At 73.6% G+C, this 25,793-nt stretch carries 18 protein-coding genes and 1 riboswitch; of the genes, 13 read left to right on the top strand and 5 right to left on the bottom strand.

Annotated elements, in window-relative coordinates; translation table 11 throughout:
- Window positions 1–141: 141 nt before the first annotated feature.
- The 9 genes from ABZ840_RS03995 (at window position 142) to ABZ840_RS03955 (ending at window position 11,298) form a co-directional block, all read left to right on the top strand.
- Entirely contained in the window at window positions 142–2,832 is a 2,691-nt protein-coding gene (locus tag ABZ840_RS03995; protein WP_361552901.1) for a DNA polymerase III subunit gamma and tau, read from the top strand.
- A gap of 250 nt (window positions 2,833–3,082) precedes the next feature.
- The gene (locus ABZ840_RS03990) at window positions 3,083–3,442 is read left to right on the top strand and encodes a YbaB/EbfC family nucleoid-associated protein (protein WP_361552898.1); all 360 of its coding nucleotides are present in this window, start codon (window positions 3,083–3,085) and stop codon (window positions 3,440–3,442) included.
- Window positions 3,443–3,643: 201 nt separating this feature from the next.
- On the top strand, window positions 3,644–4,243 hold the full coding sequence (recR, locus tag ABZ840_RS03985; RefSeq protein ID WP_030615727.1) for a recombination mediator RecR: 600 nt from the start codon (window positions 3,644–3,646) through the stop codon (window positions 4,241–4,243).
- A complete protein-coding gene (locus tag ABZ840_RS03980) occupies window positions 4,236–4,895 on the top strand; it encodes a DUF5063 domain-containing protein (protein ID WP_361552894.1) in 660 nt (219 codons plus the stop codon). Before recR ends, ABZ840_RS03980 begins: the two co-directional genes overlap by 8 nt.
- Before the next feature lie 454 nt (window positions 4,896–5,349).
- The gene (locus ABZ840_RS03975; protein ID WP_361552891.1) at window positions 5,350–6,621 is read left to right on the top strand and encodes an aspartate kinase; all 1,272 of its coding nucleotides are present in this window, start codon (window positions 5,350–5,352) and stop codon (window positions 6,619–6,621) included.
- A 17-nt stretch (window positions 6,622–6,638) separates the two neighbouring features.
- A complete protein-coding gene (locus ABZ840_RS03970; protein ID WP_361552887.1) occupies window positions 6,639–7,733 on the top strand; it encodes an aspartate-semialdehyde dehydrogenase in 1,095 nt (364 codons plus the stop codon).
- A 593-nt stretch (window positions 7,734–8,326) separates the two neighbouring features.
- Window positions 8,327–8,902: a SigE family RNA polymerase sigma factor gene (locus ABZ840_RS03965; RefSeq protein ID WP_361553887.1), complete on the top strand. Its 576-nt coding sequence runs from the start codon at window positions 8,327–8,329 to the stop codon at window positions 8,900–8,902.
- Complete coding sequence (locus ABZ840_RS03960) at window positions 8,899–10,200, top strand: hypothetical protein (protein WP_361552884.1); 1,302 nt, start codon at window positions 8,899–8,901, stop codon at window positions 10,198–10,200. Before ABZ840_RS03965 ends, ABZ840_RS03960 begins: the two co-directional genes overlap by 4 nt.
- A 189-nt stretch (window positions 10,201–10,389) precedes the next feature.
- Window positions 10,390–11,298, top strand: a complete 909-nt coding sequence (locus tag ABZ840_RS03955; RefSeq protein WP_361552881.1) for an SURF1 family protein — start codon at window positions 10,390–10,392, stop codon at window positions 11,296–11,298.
- A 315-nt stretch (window positions 11,299–11,613) separates the two neighbouring features.
- Here ABZ840_RS03955 and ABZ840_RS03950 read toward each other — a convergent pair whose 3' ends face one another.
- Complete coding sequence (locus ABZ840_RS03950; protein ID WP_361552878.1) at window positions 11,614–13,416, bottom strand: prolyl oligopeptidase family serine peptidase; 1,803 nt, start codon at window positions 13,414–13,416, stop codon at window positions 11,614–11,616.
- Window positions 13,417–13,695: 279 nt separating this feature from the next.
- Here ABZ840_RS03950 and cbiE point away from each other — a divergent pair, with 279 nt between their 5' ends.
- Together cbiE and cobM are read left to right on the top strand one after the other, a co-directional pair.
- Window positions 13,696–14,940, top strand: a complete 1,245-nt coding sequence (gene cbiE, locus ABZ840_RS03945) for a precorrin-6y C5,15-methyltransferase (decarboxylating) subunit CbiE (RefSeq protein WP_361552875.1) — start codon at window positions 13,696–13,698, stop codon at window positions 14,938–14,940.
- Window positions 14,937–15,686, top strand: coding sequence for a precorrin-4 C(11)-methyltransferase (gene cobM, locus ABZ840_RS03940; RefSeq protein ID WP_361552872.1), 750 nt, complete (start codon window positions 14,937–14,939; stop codon window positions 15,684–15,686). The genes cbiE and cobM overlap by 4 nt, the downstream gene beginning before the upstream one ends.
- A gap of 93 nt (window positions 15,687–15,779) precedes the next feature.
- Here cobM and ABZ840_RS03935 read toward each other — a convergent pair whose 3' ends face one another.
- Window positions 15,780–16,976: a cobalt-precorrin-5B (C(1))-methyltransferase gene (locus tag ABZ840_RS03935; RefSeq protein WP_361552869.1), complete on the bottom strand. Its 1,197-nt coding sequence runs from the start codon at window positions 16,974–16,976 to the stop codon at window positions 15,780–15,782.
- Between the two features lie 11 nt (window positions 16,977–16,987).
- Between ABZ840_RS03935 and ABZ840_RS03930 the strand changes: the two genes are divergently transcribed.
- A complete protein-coding gene (locus ABZ840_RS03930) occupies window positions 16,988–17,767 on the top strand; it encodes a cobalt-precorrin-6A reductase (protein ID WP_361552866.1) in 780 nt (259 codons plus the stop codon).
- A gap of 138 nt (window positions 17,768–17,905) precedes the next feature.
- Here ABZ840_RS03930 and ABZ840_RS03925 read toward each other — a convergent pair whose 3' ends face one another.
- The 3 genes from ABZ840_RS03925 to cobG form a co-directional block, all read right to left on the bottom strand.
- Window positions 17,906–19,453, bottom strand: coding sequence for a precorrin-2 C(20)-methyltransferase (locus tag ABZ840_RS03925; RefSeq protein WP_361552863.1), 1,548 nt, complete (start codon window positions 19,451–19,453; stop codon window positions 17,906–17,908).
- Entirely contained in the window at window positions 19,450–20,097 is a 648-nt protein-coding gene (locus ABZ840_RS03920) for a precorrin-8X methylmutase (protein ID WP_361552860.1), read from the bottom strand. The genes ABZ840_RS03925 and ABZ840_RS03920 overlap by 4 nt, the downstream gene beginning before the upstream one ends.
- A 67-nt stretch (window positions 20,098–20,164) precedes the next feature.
- Window positions 20,165–21,781, bottom strand: coding sequence for a precorrin-3B synthase (gene cobG / locus ABZ840_RS03915; protein ID WP_361552857.1), 1,617 nt, complete (start codon window positions 21,779–21,781; stop codon window positions 20,165–20,167).
- Between the two features lie 103 nt (window positions 21,782–21,884).
- Window positions 21,885–21,960: riboswitch (cobalamin riboswitch) on the top strand.
- Window positions 21,961–22,048: 88 nt separating this feature from the next.
- On the opposite strand from cobG, the gene cobN reads away from it, so the two are divergent.
- A complete protein-coding gene (gene cobN / locus ABZ840_RS03910; protein WP_361552854.1) occupies window positions 22,049–25,765 on the top strand; it encodes a cobaltochelatase subunit CobN in 3,717 nt (1,238 codons plus the stop codon).
- Window positions 25,766–25,793 lie beyond the last annotated feature (28 nt).

Raw genomic sequence — 25,793 nt, 5'->3', positions numbered from 1 at the left:
AGGGCAGCCGTAGGAAGGCAGCCCGTAGGGCGGGCGGTCGGGTCGGCCGGAGGCGCGGGGCCGGGCGCCTTCGCTCCGGGGGTGGCCGCGGGACATCGTCGGCGGGGCCGGTTGTCGGTGCGGGCCGATATCGTCGTATGCGTGTCATCCCTTGCGCTGTACCGCCGCTACCGCCCCGAGACCTTCGCCGAGGTCATCGGGCAAGAGCACGTGACCGACCCGCTGCAGCAGGCCCTGCGGAACAACCGCGTCAACCACGCGTATCTCTTCAGCGGACCCCGCGGCTGCGGCAAGACGACCAGCGCGCGGATCCTGGCGCGCTGCCTCAACTGTGAGCAAGGTCCCACTCCGAACCCCTGCGGGGAGTGCCAGAGCTGTGTCGACCTCGCGCGCAACGGCCGCGGATCGATCGACGTCATCGAGATCGACGCCGCGTCGCACGGTGGTGTGGACGACGCGCGCGAGCTGCGCGAGAAGGCCTTCTTCGGGCCCGCCAGCAGCCGGTACAAGATCTACATCATCGACGAGGCACACATGGTCACCTCGGCGGGCTTCAACGCCCTGCTGAAGGTGGTCGAGGAGCCGCCGGAGCATCTGAAGTTCATCTTCGCGACCACCGAGCCCGAGAAGGTCATCGGGACGATCCGGTCGCGTACGCACCACTATCCGTTCCGGCTCGTGCCGCCCGGCACCCTGCGCGAGTACCTGCACGAGGTGTGCGGCCGGGAGGAGATCCCGGTCGACGAGGGCGTGCTGCCGCTGGTCGTACGGGCCGGCGCCGGCTCCGTGCGTGACTCGATGTCGGTGATGGACCAGCTGCTGGCCGGCGCCGGTGCCGACGGTGTGACATACGCCATGGCCACGGCCCTGCTGGGGTACACGGACGGGTCGCTGCTGGACTCGATCGTGGAGGCGTTCGCCTCCGGGGACGGCGCGGCGGCCTTCGAGGTCGTGGAGCGGGTGATCGAGGGCGGCAACGACCCCCGGCGGTTCGTCGCGGACCTGCTGGAGCGGCTGCGCGACCTGGTGATCCTGGCGGCCGTGCCGGACGCGGCGGAGAAGGGGCTGATCGACGCCCCGGCCGACGTCGTGGAGCGGATGGAGGCCCAGGCGTCCGTCTTCGGCGCCGCGGAGCTCAGCCGCGCCGCCGACCTGGTCAACTCCGGTCTGACGGAAATGCGCGGGGCCACCTCGCCGCGGCTGCAGCTGGAACTGATCTGCGCGCGGGTACTGCTGCCCGCCGCGTACGACGACGAGCGCTCGATGCAGGCCCGGCTGGACCGCCTGGAGCGCGGGGTCGGCGTCGCGGCCCTCGGCGGCGGCATGCCGGGCGGCGCACCGACCGCGGCCGGGATGCCGGTCATGCAGCCCGGCGGCGAGCCGGCCGCGGGGTACGTGCCCGGGCCCGACACCCATGCGGCGCCGGGCGCGCCGGCGGGGCCGAGCGGCCCCGCGGCGGCACGGGCCGCGGTGCGCGGCGCCATGGGCGGCCCGGGCGGCGGCGCCGGAGGCGGTACGGGGAACGGTCCGGCGGCCGGAGCGGCAGCCGCACCGGTCGGTGGTCAGGCAGGTGGTCCTGCGGGCGGCGGTGCCGGGGAGGCGCCCGGTGCGGGGAGCGCGCCGGGGGATGGCTCCGGCGCGGCGCCCGTACCCGGCGGCAGCGGTGGCGCCCCGGCGGGCGCGTGGCCTTCGGGCGCGCAGCAGCCGGGCCGTACGCCGGGTGACGGCGGGCAGCCCGCGGGGGCCGGCGAGGAGGCCGGTGCCGGGGAGCGCCGGCCGGGCGCCTGGCCGGGCAGCGCGAGCGGGCCCGGCGGTGCGGGCGGCCCCGGTGGCGCCGGTGAGGAGTCCGGGCAGCGGCCCGGGGCCTGGCCGTCGGCCGGCGGTGCCGGACCGCAGGGCGGATCTCAGGGCGGACCGGCGGCGGGTGGTGCCGAGGGGGGCGCGGCCGGTGGCCGGCGGCCCGGCGGCTGGCCGACAGCGGCCGCGCCCGGGAGCCAGCCGGGCGGCGGCCAGGGCGGCGCCCCCGTACAGCAGTCCGGCGGGCAGCCGTCGTACGCCCCTCAGCCGTCCGCACCGCAGCCTGCGGCCCCGCAGCAGCCCGCGGCCCAGCAGGGCGGGGGCGCGCCGGGGGCCGGTGGGCAGAGCAATGCCCAGGGGACTCAGCAGGTACGGCAGATGTGGCCGGACATCCTGGAGGCGGTGAAGGGCAAGCGGCGCTTCACCTGGATCCTGCTCAGCCAGAACGCCCAGGTGGCCGGGTTCGACGGCACGACGCTGCAGGTCGGCTTCCCCAATGCCGGCGCGCGCGACAGCTTCGCGAACGGCGGCAGTGAGGACGTGCTGCGGGAGGCGCTGGCCGAGCGGTTCGGCGTGCAGTGGCGGGTCGAGGCGATCATCGACCCGTCGGGCGGCGCCAACCCGCCGAGCGGCGGCCCGGCCCCGCGCGGCGGCGGCTTCGGCGGCAGCGGTGCGAGCGGTGGCGGCTTCGGCGGAGGCGGCGGTGGTTTTGGTGGCGGCGCCCCGGCCGGGCCGCCGCAGCCCGCGGCGGCGCCCGCACCGCCCGCGCAGGGCGGGCCCGACCGGAGCGCCGGCGCGGGCGGCGGCCAGGGCGCGCAGCGGGCGCGGCAGGCCGTGGCCTCGACCGGAGCCACGCAGGCGCCGGGGCCGGCCGCCGAGCCGGCGTACCGCGAGCCGGAGCCCTCGCCCATGTCGATCGAGGAGGACATGCCGGCGGAGGACGACGCCGACCTCGTCGACTCGGCGCTGAGCGGCTACGACCTCATCGTCCGCGAGCTGGGCGCGACGGTCATAGAGGAGTACAACAACGAGTGACCTCGTAGGACAGCAACGAGGGACCTCGTACGAGGGCCCGGTATGGCGGCGACGAGTGACCTCGTGCGACAGCGACGAGTGAACGAGTGACTGCGTCGCTTTTTGTCGCTTTCCGTCATCGCCGCAGGCGCGCCGCTGCCCGGTGCAGGCGCACATCCGTGCTCCTCCCCGCGACGTAGGGCGTCACGCCCCCGGAGCACGTAGGCTCGGGCTACCGCACCCATTTGTAGTCGTACGGCAGGAGTCCGCAGTGATCCCCGGTGGTCAGCCCGATATGCAGCAGCTGCTCCAGCAGGCCCAGAAGATGCAGCAGGACCTCGCGGCGGCCCAGCAGGAGCTGGCGCAGACGCCCGTGTCGGGGTCTGCGGGCGGTGGTCTCGTCAAGGCGACGGTGAACGGCGCCGGCGAGCTGAAGGGCCTGGAGATCGACCCCAAGGCGGTGGACCCGGAGGCGGCGATGCCCGAGGAGACGGCCGAGACCCTCGCGGATCTCGTCATCGCCGCGGTCCAGGACGCCAACGCCGCGGCCGCCAAGCTCCAGCAGGACAAGCTGGGCCCGCTCGCGCAGGGTCTCGGCGGCGGCAGCGGCATCCCCGGCCTCCCCTTCTGAGGCCGCCCTTTCCGACGGGAGCCGGTCCGGTTCCGTAAGGGGCCGGGCCGACCGGGTTCCCGCGGGGAAGAACAGAAGAAGACCGGACGGCCGGCAGGCCAAGAGTTCCGGCAGGTTCCCTCTTCAGGGGGCCGAGACCTCCCTTTCGGACGGGAGGGCAACTAGCGTACGGAGCAGGGCGGACAAGGGAGAGAGCGTTCCGTGTACGAAGGCGTGGTCCAGGACCTGATCGACGAGCTGGGGCGGCTGCCCGGCGTCGGTCCCAAGAGCGCGCAGCGGATCGCCTTCCATGTCCTCCAGGCCGAGCCGACCGACGTCCGTCGGCTGGCGAACGCGCTGATGGAGGTCAAGGCGAAGGTCCGGTTCTGTGCCGTGTGCGGCAATGTCGCGCAGGACGAGCAGTGCCAGGTCTGCCGTGACCCGCGCCGGGACCCCTCGGTCATCTGCGTGGTCGAGGAGCCCAAGGACGTCGTCGCCATCGAGCGGACACGGGAGTTCCGCGGCCGGTACCACGTACTGGGCGGGGCGATCAGCCCCATCGAGGGCGTGGGCCCGGACGATCTGCGGATCAGGGAGCTGCTGGCCCGGCTCGCCGACGGCACCGTCGGCGAGCTGATCCTGGCCACCGACCCGAACCTGGAAGGCGAGGCCACCGCCACGTACCTCGCGCGCATGATCAAGCCCATGGGACTGAAGGTGACGCGCCTGGCCAGCGGCCTGCCGGTCGGGGGCGATCTGGAGTATGCCGACGAGGTCACGCTCGGGCGGGCCTTCGAAGGACGGAGACTTCTCGATGTCTGATCCCACGCTGCACAACGCGACGCAGAACCCGGACGACTTCGCGGTACAGGTCGCCGACTCCATCGACAGCTTCATCGTCGCGGTCACGGAAGTGGCCCGCGGCGACGAGCCGGACAGCGCCGTGCCCTTCCTGCTCCTGGAGATCTCCCAGCTGCTGCTCACCGGCGGCCGGCTGGGCGCCCACGAGGACATCGTCCCGGACGAGCGGTACGAGCCGGACATCGGTCCCGAGCCGGACGTGGACGAGCTGCGGGAGCGGTTCGCGACGCTGCTGGACCCGGTGGACGTCTACAACGAGCTGTTCGACCCGTACGTCCCGCGCAGCGCGCCGGTGGCCTGCCGGATCTCCGACGACCTCGCCGACATCATCACCGACCTGCGGCACGGCCTCGCGCACTACCGGGCCGGGCGGATCACCGAGGCCCTGTGGTGGTGGCAGTTCTCGTACCTGTCGAACTGGGGCCCCACCGCGAGCGCCGCGCTGCGCGCCCTGCAGTCGCTGGTCGCGCACGTACGCCTGGACCAGCCGCTGGACGAGCTGGACGGCCTGGACACCGACACGGGCGCCGACGGCAGTGGCGACCTGGAGGAAGAGGCCGGGAAGGTGATGGCGGCGGAGATCGCCGGCCCGCTCGGCCTGCGCCAGGGCTGAGCGCCGGGGACGAGCGCCGGGCGCTGGGGCGCGCGGGCAAGGCTCGGCGTGCCCTTGGGCGCCGTCGCGTAACACCGCGCGCCTTGTGAGCTGGCTTACGTTTCCGGGTGGTTTCCGTGTGCTCTTGGCCGGAGCGGGCAGGTGGCCTGCCGAGCGGGCGCGACGGAGCGCCACGCCGGCCGTTTCGGGAGATACTCGGAAAGAAAGACACGGGACGGCTCGTACCGGGTCAGGGCGGTGGGTGCGGCGGTCGGACGCGACCGGCATGCCGACCGTTTCGATCAGGTTGCGAGCAATGTGTCTCACGATGTGGTATTGGCGAGGCGGATTCCGCCTGCTCGATAGACTGAGCCGACCGCATGGCCCCTGAACCCGGGGGTCCGGAAACAACCGCAGACCTGCGGAATCCGCAGGCCACGGGGATCCGACAGACAGTTGCGAGGAGCGAGCACACGTGGGCCTTGTCGTGCAGAAGTACGGCGGCTCATCCGTTGCGGATGCCGAGGGCATCAAGCGCGTTGCCAAGCGAATCGTCGAGGCCAAGAAGAACGGCAACCAAGTTGTCGTAGTGGTCTCCGCGATGGGCGACACGACGGACGAGCTGATCGATCTCGCGGAGGAAGTTTCCCCGATTCCTTCGGGCCGCGAGTTCGACATGCTGCTGACCGCCGGAGAGCGGATCTCCATGGCCCTGCTGGCGATGGCGATCAAAAACCTCGGACACGAGGCGCAGTCCTTCACGGGCAGCCAGGCCGGTGTCATAACGGACTCCGTGCACAACAAGGCACGGATCATCGATGTCACGCCGGGCAGGATCAAGACGTCCGTCGACGAGGGCAACATCGCGATCGTCGCCGGCTTCCAGGGTGTGTCCCAGGACAAGAAGGACATCACCACCCTGGGCCGCGGTGGCTCGGACACGACCGCCGTCGCGCTGGCCGCCGCGCTGGACGCGGACGTCTGTGAGATCTACACCGACGTCGACGGTGTCTTCACCGCCGACCCGCGGGTCGTGAAGAAGGCCCGCAAGATCGACTGGATCTCCTTCGAGGACATGCTGGAGCTGGCCAGCTCCGGTTCCAAGGTGCTGCTGCACCGCTGCGTCGAGTACGCACGCCGTTACAACATCCCGATCCACGTCCGGTCCTCTTTCTCGGGGCTTCGGGGTACGTGGGTCAGCAACGAACCGCAAGGGGACGAGCCGATGGAGCAGGCGATCATCTCGGGTGTCGCGCACGACACCTCCGAGGCGAAGGTCACGGTCGTCGGCGTACCGGACAAGCCGGGCGAGGCCGCGACGATCTTCCGGGCGATCGCGGATGCCGAGATCAACATCGACATGGTCGTGCAGAACGTCTCGGCCGCCTCCACCGGTCTGACCGACATCTCCTTCACGCTGCCGAAGACCGAGGGCCGCAAGGCCATCGCGGCGCTGGAGAAGACCAAGCCGTCCGTCGGCTTCGACTCGCTCCGCTACGACGACCAGATCGCCAAGATCTCCCTGGTCGGCGCCGGCATGAAGACCAACCCCGGCGTCACCGCCGGCTTCTTCGAGGCGCTGTCCAACGCGGGCGTGAACATCGAGCTCATCTCGACCTCCGAGATCCGCATCTCGGTCGTCACCCGCGCCGATGACGTCAACGAGGCCGTCCAGGCCGTCCACAGCGCGTTCGGTCTCGACACCGATTCCGACGAGGCCGTGGTCTATGGCGGCACCGGCCGATGACATCGGCTGATGGGCCGATGTCATCGGCCCAGGCGGGGCGCGCGGACGACCGCGCGCCCCGTAAGCCGAACCTCGCCGTCGTCGGCGCCACCGGCGCCGTCGGCGGCGTACTGCTCGGCATCCTCTCCGAGCGTGCCGACATCTGGGGCGAGGTACGGCTGATCGCCTCCCCCCGCTCGGCGGGGCGCAAGCTGACCGTGCGCGGCGCGGAGACCGAGGTGCTGGCGCTCGCCGAAGAGGCCTTCGACGACATCGACATCGCGCTCTTCGACGTGCCGGACGAGGTCTCGGCTAAGTGGGCGCCGATCGCCGCCGCCAAGGGCGCGGTGGTCGTCGACAACTCCGCCGCCTTCCGGATGGACCCGGACGTGCCGCTGGTCGTACCGGAGGTCAACGCGCACGCCGCCCGCGCCCGGCCGCGCGGCATCATCGCCAACCCGAACTGCACGACGCTCTCGATGATCGTCGCGCTGGGTGCGCTGCATGCCGAGTACGGGCTGAGCGAGCTGATCGTCTCCTCGTACCAGGCCGTCTCCGGCGCGGGCAGGGCCGGCGTCGACGTCCTGCGCAGCCAGCTCTCCGAGGTGTCCGGCACTGAGCTGGGCACGACGCCCGGCGACGTACGGCGGGCCGTCGGGGACGACCTCGGGCCGTTCCCCGCGCCGATGGCGCTGAACGTCGTGCCGTGGGCCGGTTCCCTGCAGGAGGACGGCTGGTCCTCCGAGGAGCTGAAGGTCCGCGACGAGTCCCGCAAGATCCTCGGGCTGCCGGACCTCCGGGTCACCGCGACCTGCGTCCGGGTACCGGTGATCACCACGCATTCCCTGACCGTGCACGCGCGCTTCGAGCGCGAGGTCACGGTGGCGGGGGCGCACGAGATCCTGGCCGCCGCGCCCGGTGTGGTGCTGTGCGACGACCCCGGGGAGGGCGAGTTCCCGACGCCCGCCGATGTGGTCGGTACGGACCCGACCTGGGTCGGCCGGGTACGCAGGTCCCTGGACGACCCGCTCGCGCTGGAACTCTTCGTCTGCGGCGACAACCTCCGCAAGGGCGCGGCCCTGAACACCGCGCAGATCGGCGAGCTGGTCGCGGCGGAGCTGACGGGGCGCTGAGTCGCCGGGCGCCGGCGGAGAGCGAGCGGGGCCGTGGGCGGCCGGCGCTTCCTGGTGGTGGGTGGCCGGCGCTTCCGGGACGTGGGTGGCCCTGATTGCTTGAACGTCGAAGAAACCCACTCCCCAAGATGTTCCCCGGTGGGTAATAATTCGAGGACTACTTGTGAAAGTCCTGTGAGCGGACGATCGACCCCGGTCGCTTGAGCTGGGTCGATGGCCCGTTCGACTATTCGCTCCCCGCCGAGCTGCAACCGCAGCCGCGCGGGGAGCGTCTTTGTCGCCGCCCTTCCTGGGCGTTCGGCACGGCACGGTTCGGCGACGCGCCCTCACGGCGCACGGCGAAGGCCCCACAAGGGCCGCGGTAAGTGCGCAATACCGCCCATAGGGGCACGGGCAATATGGGGCATCAAGGAAGAGCTGGTACGCATGAGGGCATTCAACGCATCGCCAAAAACGGTGCCTTGCGCGTACAACCCTGACGGGGGGAAGCGTGTCCAACAGGCGTGGCAGAGGTACTCGGCATCGCGATCGGCCCGGCGGGCGCAGGCGGCACAGCTGTGGCGCGGCCGCCGCGTACTCGCATCCCCGGTGGCATGCCGGTGATCGCGCCCTGGCCTGCCGCGCGTCCCTCGCAGGCACCGTCCCCGCACGGGAACGCTGACGAGGCGATGGCAGCGGGCACCACAGTCGACCACCTCACCGAGACCTACAGAGCGCACTACCGCTCCCTCCTCGGTCTCGCCGCGCTGCTCCTGGACGACACCGCGTCCTGCGAGGACGTCGTCCAGGAAGCGTTCATCCGTGTGCACTCCGCGCGCAACCGTGTGCGCGACCCCGAGAAGACCCTCGCCTATCTCCGGCAGACGGTCGTCAACCTCTCCCGCTCCGCGCTGCGCCGCCGCATCCTCGGACTGAAGCTGCTGTCCAAGCCGATGCCCGACATGGCGAGCGCCGAAGAAGGCGCGTACGAACAGCTGGAACGGGACCAATTGATCAAGGCGATGCGCGGTCTGCAACGGCGCCAGCGCGAAGTCCTCGTGCTGCGTTACTTCGCCGACATGACCGAGGCGCAGGTCGCCGAGACGCTGGGCATATCGCTCGGCTCGGTAAAGGCGTACGGCTCACGGGGTATCGCGGCGCTGCGCGTCGCCATGGAGGCTCCGGCATGACCAGCAAGCGGTACGGCCCGCACGAGCCCGACTCCGAAGGCTCGACGGGCCGGCACGAAACGGCGCGCCCGGAGGGCGGGGCGCCGGAGGGCGAGATGCGCCCCGAGGGCGAGATGCGCCCGGAGACCGGGCCGCCGGAGGGCGGCACGCGTCCGGGTGCGCGTACGCCGGATGACAACGATGACAACGGTGCCATGGGCGGCGGCCCCGGTGGCTTCGACGGCCCCGGTGACCCCGGTGACCTCGGTGGTCTCGGTGGCCGTGATGGTCTCGACGGTCGCGGTGGTGAGGAGGAGCTGCGGAACCTCCTCCAGTCCGCCGTCCGCGACCTGGAACCGTCCCCCGACTCCCTCGACCACCTCCGCCGCGCGGTACCGGCCCGGCGCAGGCGCCGCCGGCACGCCGTGGCAGGCGCCGCCGCCGTACTGCTCTTCGGCGGTACGGCCATGCCCGCCATGCTGCACGTCGCCAACGGCGGGGGCGACGACGCCGACCGCCAGGCCAACGCCGCCAGCAGCTCCCGGGCGCACGTCACGACCGGCGGCACGCACGGCGGGCCCGCCGGGCACCACACCGACCGCCCGGCCGGCAAGGACGGCAAGAAGGGCGACAAGGACGACGAGAAGACCGACAAGGACAAGGGCCGGAGCGAGGGCGGCAGCACCGAGCAGCCAGGCGACCCCGCCGCCGACCCGGCCGCCACGATGGACGTCACCTCCCCGGCCTGCCTGCGCGCACAGCTCGGCAACGGCAGCGCCAGCGTCGCCGCCCCCGACGCCGAAGGCCGCGTCTACGGCGCCCTCAAGGTCGTCAACGTCTCCACCACGGCCTGCTCCGTCGACGGCGGCGGCAGCGTCGTCGCGGTGGCCCAGGGGAGTGCCGACCCGAGCCGCGTCCAGGTCGTCGACCACACGTCGGGCGACGCCGCGCCCGGACTGCCGGACCCCGCAGCGGCGCCCGGTCAGCTCGTGCTCAAGCCCGGCGAGGCGTACGAGGTGAAGTTCGCCTGGATCCCGGCGCAGGGCGGCGGCCCCTCGGGCTGTGCCACAACCGGTACGCCGACGCCCGGCACGTCGGAGGGGGCGGGCGGCGGCGAGCCGGCCAACACCTCCTCCGCCGAGGGCAACGGCGACGAGGCCGGCGGCGGCAGCGAAGGCCCCGGGGACGGCGGTACGCAGGCGGCGAGCATCGCGGTCAGCCACACCCCGGAGGCCGGTGAGCCGTCCGCTGCCTCCACCACGCTCAACGAGGCGTGCGCGGGCACGGTCTACCGCACGGGCGCACTGCCGGCGCAGTAGCGACCCCGAGGTGTTCCAGTCGACGGGGTCTTCTGGTCGGCAAGGTGTTCCAGTCGACGGGGTCTTCTGGTCGACGAGGTGTTCTGGTCGGCGAGGTGTTCTGGTCGACTCGGGCCACCGAGGCGCTGCGGGCCGGCGGATACGGGCCCGCCGTCCGGGTACGAGGCACGTGCCCGTACCTTTGATGGTGTGTACCGGTTCCTGCTCACCCCGCGATGGTGGGGAATCAACGTCTTCGTCCTGCTGGCGATCCCCGTGTGCATCTTCATGGGCAGCTGGCAGCTGAGCCGCTTCGAGGACCGCGTCGACAGCCACCAGCAGCAGGAACACCGGGCGGCCGACGCCAAGGCCGCGGCCGCCCGCCCGGTGACCCAGTTGCTGCCCGTCGACCAGAACACCTCGGGCCGGAGCGCCACCGCGACCGGGCACTACGACACCGGTCACCAGATGCTCGTCCCCGGCCGGAAGCTCGGCGAGCGGACCGGCTTCTACGTGCTGACCATGCTGCGTACGGACGGCGGCAGGGCGCTGCCCGTCGTACGCGGCTGGCTGCCGGGCGACGCGGACTCCAAGGCCGCCACGGCGAAGGTGCCGGCGCCGCCGGGGGGCAAGGTCACCGTCACCGGCGCCCTCCAGGCCTCGGAGAGCCAGGGCACGCAGGGCGTCCAGACCGGCGGCGGCCTGCCGCAGGGCCAGCTCGGCATGATCAGTGCGGCGTCGCTGGTCAACATCGTGCCGTACGACGTGTACGACGCCTGGATCACCGTCTCCGACGCACAGGCCCCCCTGAAGGCCGTACCGCCGGCCGCGGCCGAGGGCAGCGGACTGGACCTGAAGGCGTTCCAGAACCTCGGCTACACCGGCGAGTGGTTCGTCTTCGCGGGCTTCGTGATCTTCATGTGGTTCCGCCTCTTCCGCCGCGAATCCGAAGCAGCCAGGGACGCGGCGCTGGGGATCCCTACGGATGAGCTGGGCGGCCCGGCGGGGGGCCCGGGTGCTCCGACGCCGGGGTCGGACCTTCCGCCGTCGGGTCCGGACACTGCACCGGAAGGGGAGTCGGCGGGGGCGGGCGAGGCGAAAATCACCTCACGGTCCTGAGACGCAAGGGGGGCCTCCCCCCCCGCCCCCCGCCCCCACCCCACCCCTCCCCGCCTCGAACTCAGCTTGGATCTCGGGCTCGGCCCAAGGCTTGAGCACGGCCCAGGCCTCGGGCTCGCGTCAGGCCTCGGGCTCGGCCCAGGGCTCGGGCTCGCGTCAGGCCTCGGGCTTGGCCCCGCACCCGTGCCACCAGTCCCGGCCCTGCTCCGGCCCTGGTCGTTCGCCAGCCCCGGCCGCTCCGTCCCCCTCCCCCCCCGGCGGCCATGGCGTCCCAGGCCGCAGGGGGAGCGGGCTCTTTGTCACCTCAGGTGTTGGTCAGCCGACCTCCAGGTGGCGGCGGGCGAAGTCGAGTTCCAGGCGGAGCTGCTTGATGCGCTCCTCCACTACGAGGGAGCCGTGGCCCGCGTCGTAGCGGTAGACCTCGTGCGGGTGGGCGCGGGCCTTGAGGCGGTCGACGTAGTTCTCCACCTGACGGATGGGGCAGCGCGGGTCGTTGACGCCTGCGGAGATGTACACCGGGGCGCGGACGGCGTCCACGTACGTCAGGGGGGAGGACGCCTCGAAGCGCTCCGGGACCTCCTCCGGCGTGCCGCCGAGGAGCGTGCGGTCCATCGCCTTCAGGGCCTCCATCTCGTCGTGGTACGCCGTGACGTAGTCCGCGACGGGGACGGCGGCCAGGCCGAGGGCCCAGGACTCGGGCTGGGTGCCGAGGCCGAGGAGGGTCAGGTAACCGCCCCAGGAGCCGCCGGAGAGAACGAGCTTGTCCGGGTCGGCGAGGCCGGACTCCACCGCCCAGTCGCGGACGGCGGCGATGTCCTCCAGCTCGATCAGGCCGACGCGGTGCTTGAGCGCGTCCGTCCACTCGCGGCCGTATCCCGTCGAGCCGCGGTAGTTGACCCGTACGACGGCGAAGCCGTGGTCCACCCAGGCGGCCGGCGCCGAGGCGAAGGCGTCGCTGTCGTGCCAGGTCGGGCCGCCGTGGATGTCGAAGACGGTCGGGAAGGGGCCGTCTCCGGCGGGCGTCTGGACCAGGGCGTGGATGCGGCCGCCGGGGCCCTCGACCCAGGTGTCCGTCACGGGGACGGAGCCCGGGGCCTTCATGCCGGGCGGGTCGAGGACGACCGCGCCGCTCGTGGAGCGGACCTCCGGGGGCTGGGCGGCGGAGGACCAGAGGAACTCCACGGTGCCGTCGGGCCGGGCGGTGGCGCCCGAGACCGTGCCCGTCGGGGTCTCGACGCGGGTCAGCTCGCCGTCGGCGGGGGCGTACCGCCACAGCTCGCCGCGGGCCTGGAACTCGTGCTCCACCAGCAGCGCCGAACCGTCGGGGTACCAGTCGGCGCCGACGTCGCCGGGCAGGTCGATGGCGAGCGCGGTCTCCTCGCCGGTCAGCGGATCCCAGATCATCGGCTCCCAGCGGCCGCGGCGCTGGTGGCCCACCAGCAGCCGGGTGTCGCCGTCGACCGGCGCGAAGCCCATCACGGACAGGCCCAGCTCCTCGGTGCCGCCCTTGGTGTCGTCCAGCTCGGCGACGGTGGAGCCGTCGGCGCGGACGACGCGGATCGCGGAGTGCATCGCGTCACCGTGCTCGGTGTGCTCGATGGCGATCAGGGAGCCGTCGTGGGAGAGGGCGCCGACGCCGGCCGACTCGCGGTGGCGGTAGATCTCCACCGGGGCCTGGCCGGGCCGGACGACGTGGACGGTCGAGCCCTCCTCGTCGGTGGAGCGGCCGATGACGGCCGAGCCGTCACGGCCGAGGGCGAGCCCGCCCGGGTAGGAGGGGGCGAGGCCGGGCGCGGCCGGCTCGTCCTCGCCGCCGCCGAACGGCTGGCGCATCCAGACGCCGAACTCGTCGCCGTCGGTGTCGGAGAACCACCAGATCCACTCGCCGTCGGGGGTGAGCGTCCCGTCCGTCGTGCCGTTCGGCCGGTCCGTGACCTGGCGCTGCGCACCGCCGGCCCGGTCCCACGCGTACAGCTCGAAGGTGCCGGTGGCGTTCGACACGAACAGGGAGCGCTCGGGGGCGTCCTCCGCCCACTCGGGCAGCCCGACGCGGGGGGCCCGGAAGCGCTTCTCCCAGTCCGGGATGGACTCGGTGGTGGCAGTGGTCTCGTCAGTCATGGGACCCATTCTGCGCCCGGCGCGGGAGATCTCGTCGGGCCGTCCGTTCGCCTGTGGAAAACTCTCGGCAGGGGCATGTCAGGCGTCGGCCGGGCCGGGCCGGGGCAGGGGCCCGGGAGGCGGCCAGCGGCCTGCCGTCTGCGGCCAGTAGAGTGCGGCTCCGAACCCGCTCGAACTCCGAGGTAGCCGGCTGTGACCCCCGCCACGTCCCCACCCCCCACACCACCGGCCGTGACCGTCGTCGGGATCGGAGCCGACGGGTGGGCGGGGATCCCGGCCATGTCGCAGTACGTGCTGCGGGACGCGGACGTCCTCATCGGCGGGCCGCGCCAGCTGGACCTGCTGCCCGCGGAGTGCACGGGGCGCCGGGTGTCCTGGCCGTCCCCGCTGCGGCCCGCGGTGCCCGCACTGCTGGCGGCGCACGCCGGCCGCAAGGTCGCCGTGCTGGCCAGCGGCGACCCGATGTTCTACGGCATCGGGCGGACGCTCACCGAGGTGCTCGGCGACGGGGCGGTCGGCACCGACGCGCTGCGCATCCTGCCGCACCCCTCCTCCGTCTCCTACGCCTGTGCCCGGCTGGGCTGGCCGGTGGAGGAGACCGAGGTCGTCACGCTCGTCGGCCGGCCGCCCGCGCAGCTGTCCGTCGCCCTGCACGAGGGGCGTCGGCTGCTGGTCCTCAGCGCGGGCCCGGGCACGCCGGCCGAGGTCGCCCGGCTGCTGGGTGAACAGGGCTTCGGGCCGACGCGGATGCGGGTGCTCGAACAGCTCGGGGGCGAGCGGGAGCGCGTCCTGACCGGTACCGCCGAGGACTGGCCGCACCCGCCCGGGGACGCGCTGAACGTCATCGCCCTGGAGTGCCGCCGGTCACCGGACGCGCTGCCGCTGGGCGCCGTGCCCGGACTGCCCGACGCCGCGTACGAGCACGACGGTCAGCTGACGAAGCGTCATGTGCGGGCGGCCACGCTGGGCGCGCTGGCTCCGGAGCCGGGCGAGCTGCTGTGGGACATCGGCGGCGGCTCGGGCTCCATCGCCATCGAGTGGATGCGGACCCACCGTTCGTGCCGCGCCGTCTGCGTCGAGCGCGACCCCGTACGGGCCGAGCGCATCGGGCGCAACGCCGACCGGCTGGGCGTACCGGCCCTTCGGGTGGTCACCGGTCCGGCCCCCGAAGCGCTGGCCGAACTGCGCTCCCCGGACGCCGTCTTCATCGGCGGCGGGCTGACCACCCCCGGCCTGCTCGCGGCCTGCTGGGCCGCGCTGCCGCCCGGCGGCCGGCTGGTCGCCAACACCGTGACGCTGGAGTCCGAGGCGCTGCTCGCCGACTGGTACCGGAGGCACGGCGGCGAACTGGTGAGGCTGGCCGTCTCGCACGCCGTACCGGTGGGCGGGTTCACCGGCTGGCGGCAGGCGATGCCGGTCACGCAGTGGGCCGTACGCAAGGACCCCGGCCGGCCGGGAGACGGGCCCGGCCACGGGCCCGAAGGTGACGACGACTACGAAGCACTTCCAGGAGACGACAGATGACCGTGTACTTCATCGGCGCGGGCCCCGGTGCGGCCGACCTGATCACGGTGCGCGGTGCCCGTACGCTCGCCGGCTGCCGGGTCTGCCTGTACGCGGGCAGCCTCGTGCCGCGTGAACTGCTCGCCGAGTGCCCGCCGGACGCGCGTCTGGTGGACACCGCGCAGCTGAACCTGGACGAGATCATCGCCGAGGTGCTGCGGGCGCACGAGGCCGGGCACGACGTGGCCCGGCTGCACTCCGGCGACCCGTCGGTGTTCTCCGCGGTCGCCGAGCAGATGCGGCGGCTGGACGCGGCGGGCGTGCCGTACGAGGTGGTGCCCGGCGTCCCGGCGTTCGCGGCGGCCGCAGCCGCGCTCAAGCGGGAGCTGACCGTGCCGACGGTCGGCCAGACGGTGATCCTCACCCGTATCGCGCAGCAGGCCACCGCGATGCCCGAGGGCGAGGACCTGGCCACCCTCGGGCGCAGCGGCGCCCTTATGGTGCTGCATCTGGCCGCCCGGTACGCGGACCGTGTCGTGGCGGAACTGCTGCCGCACTACGGGGCCGACTGCCCGGCCGCGGTCGTCGCGATGGCCAGCCGGCCCGACGAGGTCGTGCTGCGCGGCACGCTGGAGGACATCGCGGACCAGGTGAAGGCGGCCGGGATCGTCCGCACGGCGGTCATCATCGTGGGCCGCACGCTGGCCGCCGAGCAGTTCCGCGACAGCCACCTGTATTCGGCGGAGCGCGACCGTCACGTGTGCTGAGACGGAGCGCGACCGCCACGTCTGCTGAGACGGGGCGCCTCGTGTGCTGAGACGGGCGGCTCTTCGTGCGGTGGGCCGAGGCCAAGAGGGTGGCTAGCGAGGGCTGCTGCGCCCCACCACGTTGCCCGCGCGGTCGATGCAGATGACGTCGACGGCCACGGGGGCGCCGCGCAGCACCTCAAGGGCCTGGTCCCGGGCGGTGGCCGCCACGAGGTCGCCCAGCGGGACCCCGGCCGCCGTGCACAACTGAAGTGCCGCGAGCCCGGTGTTGGCCTCCGCCACCTCCGCCGCCAGCGCCTCGTCCGCGCCGCCGCGGCGCGCCAGGCCGGCGAGGAAGCCCTTGTCGACCTGGGAGCGGGCGGAGTGCAGGTCCAGGTGGCCGGCGGCCAGCTTGGAGAGCTTGGCGAAGCCCCCGCAGACCGTCAGCCGGCCCACGGGGTGGCGGCGGATGTACTTCAGTACCGCGCCCGCGAAGTCGCCCATGTCCAGCAGCGCGTCCTCGGGCAGCCCGTACTCGGCCACCACCGTCTTCTCCGACGTCGAGCCGGTGCAGCCGGCCACGTGTGTACGCCCGGCCGCGCGGGCCACATCCACGCCGCGCCGGATGGAGTCGATCCACGCCGAGCACGAGTACGGCACCACGACGCCGGTCGTCCCGAGGATCGACAGCCCGCCCAGGATGCCGAGCCGCGGGTTCCACGTGGAGCGGGCGATCTCCTCGCCGTGGTCCACCGAGACGGTCAGCTCGACGTCCGCCGCGCCGCCCCCGTGGCGCGCGGCGACCTGCGCCAGATGGTCCCGCATCAGCCGGCGCGGTACCGGGTTGATGGCCGGCTCGCCAACATCGAGGGGGAGGCCCGGGCGGGTCACCGTCCCCACTCCGGGGCCGGCCTTGAAGACCACCCCGGAGCCGGGCGGCAGGGCCCGTACGGTGACGCGGACGAGCGCGCCGTGCGTGACGTCCGGGTCGTCCCCCGCGTCCTTGACCACCCCTGCCGTAGCGCGCCTCCCGGCGGGCTCTCCAGGCCCGCCCTCGGCCCCGGCCCCGGCCCCGGCCTGGGTCCCGGCCCCGGTGCCGGTCCCGGCTTCGGACAGCTCCTCGACCGCGAGCGCGAATGCCGGGGTCTGCCCCTTGGGCAGGGTGATCGTCACCGGGTCGGGGAAGTCGCCGGTCAGCAGCGCCGTGTACGCGGCGGTGGCCGCAGCGGTGGCACAGGCACCGGTCGTCCAGCCGGGCCGCAGACCGGTGTGCTTGAGTTGGGCGCTGCGCCCGCCGCTCGCCTCAGTCATGGAAGGACCCGATGCACGCCACGCACGTACTGATCCTCGGCGGGACCACGGAGGCCCGCCGCCTCGCCACGGCGCTGGCCGACGGCCCGCTCGCCGGCGGTGTACGCGTGACGACCTCGCTCGCGGGCCGCGTCGCCCGTCCCGTGCTGCCGCCGGGCGAGGTACGCATCGGCGGCTTCGGCGGCGCCCAGGGGCTGGCCCAGTGGCTGCGCGCGCACCAGGTGGACGTGCTCATCGACGCCACCCATCCTTTCGCCGGAAAGATCAGTTTCAACGCGGCGACGGCCGCGGGCATGGCCCATGTTCCCCTGCTGGCGCTGCGCCGGCCCGGCTGGGTCCCCGGCGCGGGCGACGACTGGCACCCGGCCGGCTCCCTGCAGGAGGCCGCCGCGCTCCTTCCGGAGCTGGGCCGCCGGGTCTTCCTCACCACCGGCCGGATGGGCCTGTCCGCCTTCGCGGACCTGACGGACCTGTGGTTCCTCATGCGGTCCGTGGACGCGCCCGAAGGACCGTGTCCACCGCACATGGAGGTGCTGCTCGACCGCGGCCCGTTCACCCTGGAGGGCGAGCGGGCGCTGCTGCACGAGCACCGGATCGACGTCGTGGTCACGAAGGACAGCGGGGGAGCGGCCACCGCCCCGAAGCTCACTGCCGCCCGTGAGGCCGGCGTCCCGGTGGTCGTCGTCCGCCGCCCGGCGGCCCCGGCCGGCGTCCCCGTCGCGGACGGCCCCGAACAGGCCGTCCGCTGGCTGACGGACCACCTGGGCGAGGCCCTCCGTACGGAGGCGTGACCCCGGAGGCATGACCCCGGAGACGTGCCCCCCCGGAGGCGCGCCCCGGGGCCACACCCCCGTCAGCCCTCCAAGTACCGCCGCGGCATCAGCCCTCCGGGTACCGCCGGCATCAGCCCTCCAAATACCGCCGCGGCATCAGTCCTCCGGATACCGCCGAGGTGTCCAGACGATCTGCTCGTCGTTGCCCCGCCGTACCGCCTGTGTCTGGGAGGAGCCGACGATCAGGAGGGTGCGCATGTCGACCTCGGACGGGTCCAGGTCGGCCAGCCGCACGATGCGGACGCTCTCCTCGGGGCCGCCGATGTCGCGGCCGAGCACCACCGGGGTGTCCGGCGCGCGGTGTTCGAGGAGCAGCTCGCGGGCCTTGCCGACCTGCCAGGTACGGCTGCGCGAACCGGGGTTGTAGAGCGCCAGCACCAGGTCGGCCGCGGCCGCGGCGCGCAGCCGTTCGGCGATGACCTCCCAGGGCTTGAGCCGGTCGGACAGCGAGATCGTGGCGTAGTCGTGGCCGAGCGGGGCGCCCGCGCGGGCCGCGGCCGCGTTCGCCGCCGTCACGCCCGGCAGCACCCGTACGGGCACCTCCGCGTACTCCGGCTGCGCGGCCGCCTCCAGGACCGCCGTGGCCATCGCGAAGACGCCGGGGTCGCCGCCGGAGACGACTGCCACCCGCCGCCCGCGGCGCGCCAGGTCCAGGGCGAACTCGGCGCGCTCGGACTCGACCTTGTTGTCCGACCCGTGCCGGAGCTGTCCGGCCCGTACCGGCACCCGGTCCAGGTACGTCGTGTAGCCGACCAGGTCGGTGGCGTTGTCCAGGGCGCCGCGCGACTCGGGCGTCAGCCACGGTGCCCCGGCGGGCCCCGTACCGACGACGGTCACCTCGCCGCGCTCCGGGGACGCGGGGCCGCTGTCCACTCGGGACGGCAGCACGGCCACCGAGAAGTACGGCACCGACTCCGGGTCCACGTCCGCCAGCGCCGCCGTGCGCTCGCCCTCCATGTAGGCCCGCTCCACGTACCGCGCGTCCGCCAGCCGGCCCGCGCGCTCCAGGGCGCGGCGCACGGTCGGGAACGTACGGCCGAGCTTCATCACGACCGCCGAGTCGGCGGCGGCGAGCCGGGCCGTCAGCTCGTCCTCCGGCAGCGTGCCGGGCACGATCGTCAGGGTTTCCTCGGCCTCGACGAGCGGGGCGCCCAGCCGGGCGGCAGAGGCGCTGACCGAGGTGATCCCGGGGACGACCTCGGTGGGGAAACGGTGCGCGAGCCGCTTGTGCATGTGCTGGTACGAGCCGTAGAAGAGCGGGTCGCCCTCGGCGAGGACGGCGACCGTGCGGCCCGCTTCGAGGTGCGCCGCCAGCCGGGCCGAGGCCTCCTCGTAGAAGTCGTTGAGCGCGCCCCGGTAGCCGCCGGGGTGGTCCGTCGTCTCGACCGTGACCGGGTAGCGCAGCAGCTCCTCGATGTGGTCGGGGCGCAGGTACCGCTCGGCGATCGCCCGGGCGCGGGACCGGCCGTGCCGGGCGCTGTGGTACGCGACGACGTCCGCCTCGCCGATGGCCTCGACGGCCCGCAGGGTCAGCAGGGACGGGTCGCCGGGCCCCAGCCCGACCCCGTACAGCTTCCCGGTGTTCCCGGCCTTCTCGGGGCCGCCTGCGCCCTCGGCGGCGCCGCTCTGCGTGATGGTGCTCATTCCGCGGTGCTCGCAATCGCGTTGACGGCGGCCGCGGCCATCGCGCTGCCGCCGCGCCGGCCCCGCACCACCAGGTAGTCCAGGCCCAGCGCGTTGGCCGCCAGGGCGTCCTTCGACTCGGCCGCGCCGATGAAGCCCACCGGTATGCCGAGCACGGCCGCCGGGCGCGGCGCGCCCTCCGCGACCATCTCCAGCAGGCGGAACAGGGCGGTCGGCGCGTTGCCCACGGCCACCACCGAGCCCTCCAGCAGGCCCCGGTCGCGCCACAGTTCCAGCGCGGCGGCGCTGCGCGTGGTGTCGAGCTTCGCGGCCAGCTCCGGTACGCCCGGCTCCGACAGGGTGCACACCACGTCGTTGTCCGCGGGCAGCCGCTTGCGGGTGACGCCGCTCGCGACCATCTGCGCGTCGCACAGCACCGGCGCGCCCGACTCCAGCGCGGCGCGGGCCCGGCCGATCACCTCCGGGCTGAAGGCGAGGTCGCGGACGAGGTCGGTCATCCCGCAGGCGTGGATCATCCGGACCGCGACCTGGGCGACGTCCGCGGGCAGCCCCGCGAGGTCCGCCTCCGCGCGGATGGTGGCAAAGGACTGGCGGTAGATCTCCGCCCCGTCCTTCTCGTAGTCGAACACTCTGCTCTCGCTCATCTCGTCGCTGTGGTCGCGGTGGTTGCGGTGGTGTCGCGGTGATTGCGGTGGTCGGGGACCGCTGTGGTCACGTGGTGGCCGGGGCCGCTGCGCTCGTACGTGCTGCCGCCACGGCGACGGCAAGGTCCGCCGGTGTCCGCCCGTCCGCGGGCCCGGGAGCACCCGCGGGCCCGGGAGCGCCCGTGGGTGCGGGCACGTCCGTGGACTCGCTCACATCAGATACATCTGAAGACCCGTTCATGTCTGCGGTGTCGGTCACGACAGTACGCAGGCGATCGCCGTGCTCCGTGACCCGGTACCCGTCGACCTCGTAGCCCTCGGGGGTGGCGACCACGTCCACCCAGTCGCCCTGCGGGTGGCCGCAGCGGCGCGCGCAGCCCGACCAGTACACGGGCAGCCCGCCGCCCGCGCCGAGGGCGGTGGCCGCGTCCGCCCGTACGTCGGCCAGCGACTTGGCGCAGCCGGGGCGGCCGATGCAGGCGCCCACGCCGTGCCAGGGGGAGGCCGGGTCGGTGATCAAGCCGGCTGCGGCCAACTCCCGCAGCCGGGCGTCGGCCGACTCCTGGCACAGCCCGGGGACGACCACGCCGCGCCATGGGGTGAGCCGCAGTTCGCCGGCGCCGTCCTTACGGGCCACGTCGGTGAGCAGCCTCCACTGCGCGGCGGTCAGCGTCCCCAGAGGGGCGAGGACGGACAGCGCCCGAAGGCCGCCGGGGCCCTCGATGATCCCGGGGGCGGGCGGCGCAGCTCCCGTGGGCGGCGAGGTCCGCTCCGTATCCGTAGCCGTAGCCGTGGCGGCATCCGTAGCCGTGGCGGTCTCCGCATACGCGCAGGGAATGCCCGCCGCGTCCAGCCGTCGGGCCGTCTCGCGTACCAACACGTCCGCGCCGTCCGGCAGATCGCGTACCCGCCAGGTGCGGGGCCGGCTCTCCACCGCAGCGCTCGACCGGCTCTCCACCGCAGCGTTCGACCGGCTTTCCGTCGCAGCGTTCGACCGGCTTTCCGCCGCCGTGTTCGACCGGCTCTCCGCCGCCGCGTCCAGGAAGACCTCGGCGGCTGTCAGCGCGGCCCGGGGGCCGTCGGCGGCGCGCACCCGAAGAGCGCCGTCCGCCGCACCCACGTGCAGCAGGGCACCTCCGTCCAGGGCATCACCGCCGCCGAGGGCGATCAATGTCACATCCGCGCCCAGCGCCGCCACGTCCGCGCGCCCGTCGTCCAGCGCGAACAGGAAGCGCCCCGAGAGTGCCGTCGCCGCGTCGCTCGCGCACAGCAGCCCGTCGAGGCCGCGCAGCCAGTCCCGTACGTCCGCGTGGCCGGCGCCGTCCAGCCCGGACAGCGGCGAGGCGACGATGTTCCGTACCCGTTCGTGCCGGTACGACGGCAGCAGTCCGGCCGCGTCGAGCAGGCCCGCGAGGGCTGCGCCGCAGTCGCCGTCCAGGCCGCGCAATTGCACATTCCCGCGCGAGGTGAGATGCAGCGAACCGTCCCCGAGCCGGAGCGCCGCATCGGCCAGCGCGTCCGCCTGAGCGGCGGTCAGTACGCCGCCGGGCACCCGGACGCGGGCCAGGGCACCGTCGTCCGCGCTGTGCAGCCGCAAAGTGCCCGGGCAGGCGTCGAGGCGAACCGGTATGGGAGGTTCGTCCCGGGGTGGTGGGTTGGTCGCCGTGGGCATGGCGGCGAGCATACCGATCCCGCCCCGGCCGTCCGCCCCGCGCCGGGGAGGTGGCCCTTACTATGACCACGGCGGACCACCCGGTCCGTCACCATCGCCGGCGACGGCGACAGGGGAGGAAGCCCGGTGCGAATCCGGCGCGGTCCCGCCACTGTGAGCCCGGCCCCTGCGGCCGGGTGAGTCAGGAACTCCCTTTCCTCCGCTCTCGGCTCTGCCGGAGCAGGGGAGATCCATTCCGACACCGCCCGGGGCGCGGACCCCGAGGAAGGCCGACGCCGCATGCTGCCCACGTCCGGTGAGCCCACCCCGCAGCCGGGGAACCTCCAGTCCGAGGACCCGCAGTCCGGGGAGACCCCCCAGTCCGGGGAGAACGCCCCCCGTCAGATCCTGCTCCTGTCGACCTCCGACACCGATCTGCTCAGCGCCCGCGCGGCCGGCGGCCCGGTCGGTTACCGCTTCGCCAACCCCTCCCGGCTGGACCTCGAAGAGCTGCCCGCCCTGCTGGACGGCTGCGACCTGGTCGTCGTACGCCTCCTCGGCGGCATCCGCGCCTGGCAGGAGGGCCTGGACCAGCTGCTCGCCGACGGCCGCCCGGTCGTCGTGCTCACCGGTGAACAGGCCCCCGACGCCCAGCTGATGGCCGCCTCGACCGTGCCGGTCGGCATCGCCGCCGAGGCGCACGCCTACCTCGCGCACGGCGGCCCGGCCAACCTGGAGCAGCTGGCCCGCTTCCTCTCCGACACCGTGCTGCTCACCGGCCACGGCTTCGAGCCGCCCGCCGCGGCGCCCTCCTGGGGCCCGCTGGAGCGCACCCCCCGTACGGTCGCCGCGGCGAGCCACGATGCGCCGACCGTCGCGGTGCTCTACTACCGCGCCCACCACATGAGCGGCAACACCGCCTTCGTGGACGCTCTGTGCGGCGCCGTCGAGGACGCCGGCGGCCGTCCGATGCCGCGGTACGTCGCCTCGCTGCGCGCGCCCGAGCCGGAGCTGATCGACGAACTGCGTGCCGCCGACGTGATCATCACCACCGTGCTGGCGGCGGGCGGCACCAAGCCGGCCACCGCCTCGGCCGGCGGCGACGACGAGTCCTGGGACGCGGGCGCCCTCACCGGCCTCGACGTACCGGTCCTCCAGGCACTCTGCCTGACCTCCTCGCGCGCCGACTGGGAGGAGAACGACGAGGGCGTCTCGCCGCTGGACGCGGCCAGCCAGATCGCCGTGCCCGAGTTCGACGGCCGCCTGATCACCGTCCCGTTCTCCTTCAAGGAGATCGACAAGGACGGCCTCCCGGCGTACGTCGCCGACCCCGAGCGCGCCGCGCGGGTCGCCGGCACCGCCGTACGCCACGCCCGGCTGCGCCACATCGAGCCCGCCGACAAGCGCGTCGCGCTGGTGCTCTCCGCGTACCCGACCAAGCACTCCCGCATCGGCAACGCGGTCGGCCTGGACACCCCGGCCTCCGCCGTCGAACTGCTGCGCCGGCTCCGCGCCGAGGGCTACGACTTCGGGCCCGAGGAGGAGATCCCCGGCCTGGTCTCCGGCGACGGCGACGAGCTGATCCGCGCGCTCATCGAGGCCGGCGGCCACGACCAGGACTGGCTCACCGAGGAGCAGCTGGCCCGCAACCCCGTCCGTATCCCGGCGGCCGACTACAAGCGCTGGTACGCCACGCTGCCGGAGGAGCTGCGCTCCGCGGTCGAGGAGCACTGGGGCCCGGCCCCCGGCGAGATGTTCCTGGACCGCAGCCGCAATCCGGAGGGCGACATCGTGCTGGCGGCCCTGCGCCGCGGCAACCTGCTCATCCTCATCCAGCCGCCGCGCGGCTTCGGCGAGAACCCGATCGCGATCTACCACGACCCCGATCTGCCGCCCTCGCACCACTACTTGGCGGCCTACCGCTGGATCGCCGCCGCGCAGTCCGACGGCGGATTCGGCGCCGACGCGATGATCCACCTGGGCAAGCACGGCAACCTGGAGTGGCTGCCCGGCAAGAACGCCGGCCTCTCCGCCGCCTGCGGCCCGGACGCCGCCCTCGGCGACCTGCCGCTGATCTACCCGTTCCTGGTCAACGACCCGGGCGAGGGCACCCAGGCCAAGCGCCGCGTGCACGCCACCCTCGTGGACCACCTCGTCCCGCCGATGGCCCGCGCCGACTCCTACGGCGACATCGCGCGCCTGGAGCAGCTGCTCGACGAGTACGCGCAGATCTCCTCCATGGACCCGGCCAAGCTGCCCGCGATCCGCGCGCAGATCTGGACGCTCATCCAGGCCGCCAAGCTCGACCACGACCTGGGCATGGAGGACCGCCCGGACGACGACGGCTTCGACGACTTCCTGCTGCACGTCGACGGCTGGCTGTGCGAGGTCAAGGACGCACAGATCCGCGACGGCCTGCACGTACTCGGCGGCGCGCCGACCGGCGCCACCCGCGTCGACCTGGTCCTCGCCATCCTCCGTGCCCGGCAGATCTGGGGCGGTACGTCAGCGCTGCCCGGCCTGCGCGAGGCGCTCGGCCTGGACGAGTCCGCGGCGACCCGCACCACCGCCGACGCCGCCGAGGAGCAGGCCCGCGCCCTGGTCCAGGCGATGGAGGACGCGGACTGGGACCCGGCGGCGGTGGCGTCCGTCGCCGAGGGCCGCTCGCAGCAGGTCGCCGACATCCTCGACTTCGCCGCCCGCGAGGTCGTCCCGCGCCTGGCCGGCACGACGGCCGAGCTGGACCACGTCGTGCACGCCCTGAAGGGCGGCTTCGTACCGGCCGGCCCCTCGGGATCGCCCCTCCGCGGCCTGGTCAACGTCCTGCCGACCGGCCGGAACTTCTACTCCGTCGACCCGAAGGCGGTCCCGTCCCGCCTCGCGTGGGAGACCGGACAGGCGCTCGCCGACTCCCTCCTGGAGCGGTACAGGACCGACAACGGCGACTGGCCCACCTCCGTCGGCCTGTCCCTGTGGGGCACGAGCGCGATGCGCACCGCCGGTGACGACGTCGCCGAGGCCCTCGCGCTGCTCGGCGTCCGCCCCGTGTGGGACGACGCCTCGCGCCGAGTAACGGGACTCGAACCCGTTGGTCTGGAGGAGCTGGGCCGCCCCCGTATCGACGTCACGCTCCGCATCTCCGGCTTCTTCCGGGACGCCTTCCCGCACACCATCGGCCTGCTGGACGACGCGGTCCGCCTGGTCGCGGGCCTCGAGGAGCCCGCCGAGCAGAACTTCGTACGGGCCCACGCGCAGGCCGATCTCGCCGAGCACGGCGACGAACGCCGCGCCACCACCCGCATCTTCGGCTCCCGCCCGGGGACGTACGGCGCGGGCCTGCTCCAGCTGATCGACTCCCGCGACTGGCGCACCGACGCCGACCTCGCCGAGGTCTACACGGTCTGGGGCGGCTACGCGTACGGCCGCGGTCTCGACGGCTGTTCGGCCCGCGAGGAGATGGAGACGGCGTACAAGCGCATCGCCGTCGCCGCGAAGAACACCGACACCCGCGAGCACGACATCGCGGACTCGGACGACTACTTCCAGTACCACGGCGGCATGGTCGCCACCGTACGGGCGCTGCGGGGCACGGCCCCCGAGGCGTACATCGGCGACTCCACCCGCCCCGAGACGATCCGCACCCGCACCCTCGTGGAGGAGACCTCGCGCGTCTTCAGGGCGCGCGTCGTGAACCCCAAGTGGATCGAGGCGATGCGCCGCCACGGCTACAAGGGCGCCTTCGAGCTCGCCGCCACGGTCGACTACCTCTTCGGGTACGACGCCACCACCGGCGTGGTCGCCGACTGGATGTACGACAAGCTCACCGAGACCTACGTCCTGGACCCGGAGAACCGCGCGTTCCTCCAGGAGGCCAACCCCTGGGCCCTGCACGGCATCGCCGAGCGCCTCCTGGAGGCCGAGTCCCGCGGCATGTGGGCCAAGCCCGACCCCGCGGCCCTCGAAGCGCTCCGCGAGATCTTCCTGGAGACCGAGGGCGATCTGGAGGGCGAGGACTGAGCGTCGCCTGACGCCCGACGGCTCCCGG

Source organism: Streptomyces sp. NPDC047117 (genome assembly GCF_040643545.1).
GTDB lineage: Bacteria > Actinomycetota > Actinomycetes > Streptomycetales > Streptomycetaceae > Streptomyces.
Note: the sequence above shows the minus strand (reverse complement) of the source record. Positions and strands in the feature narration are given on the sequence as shown.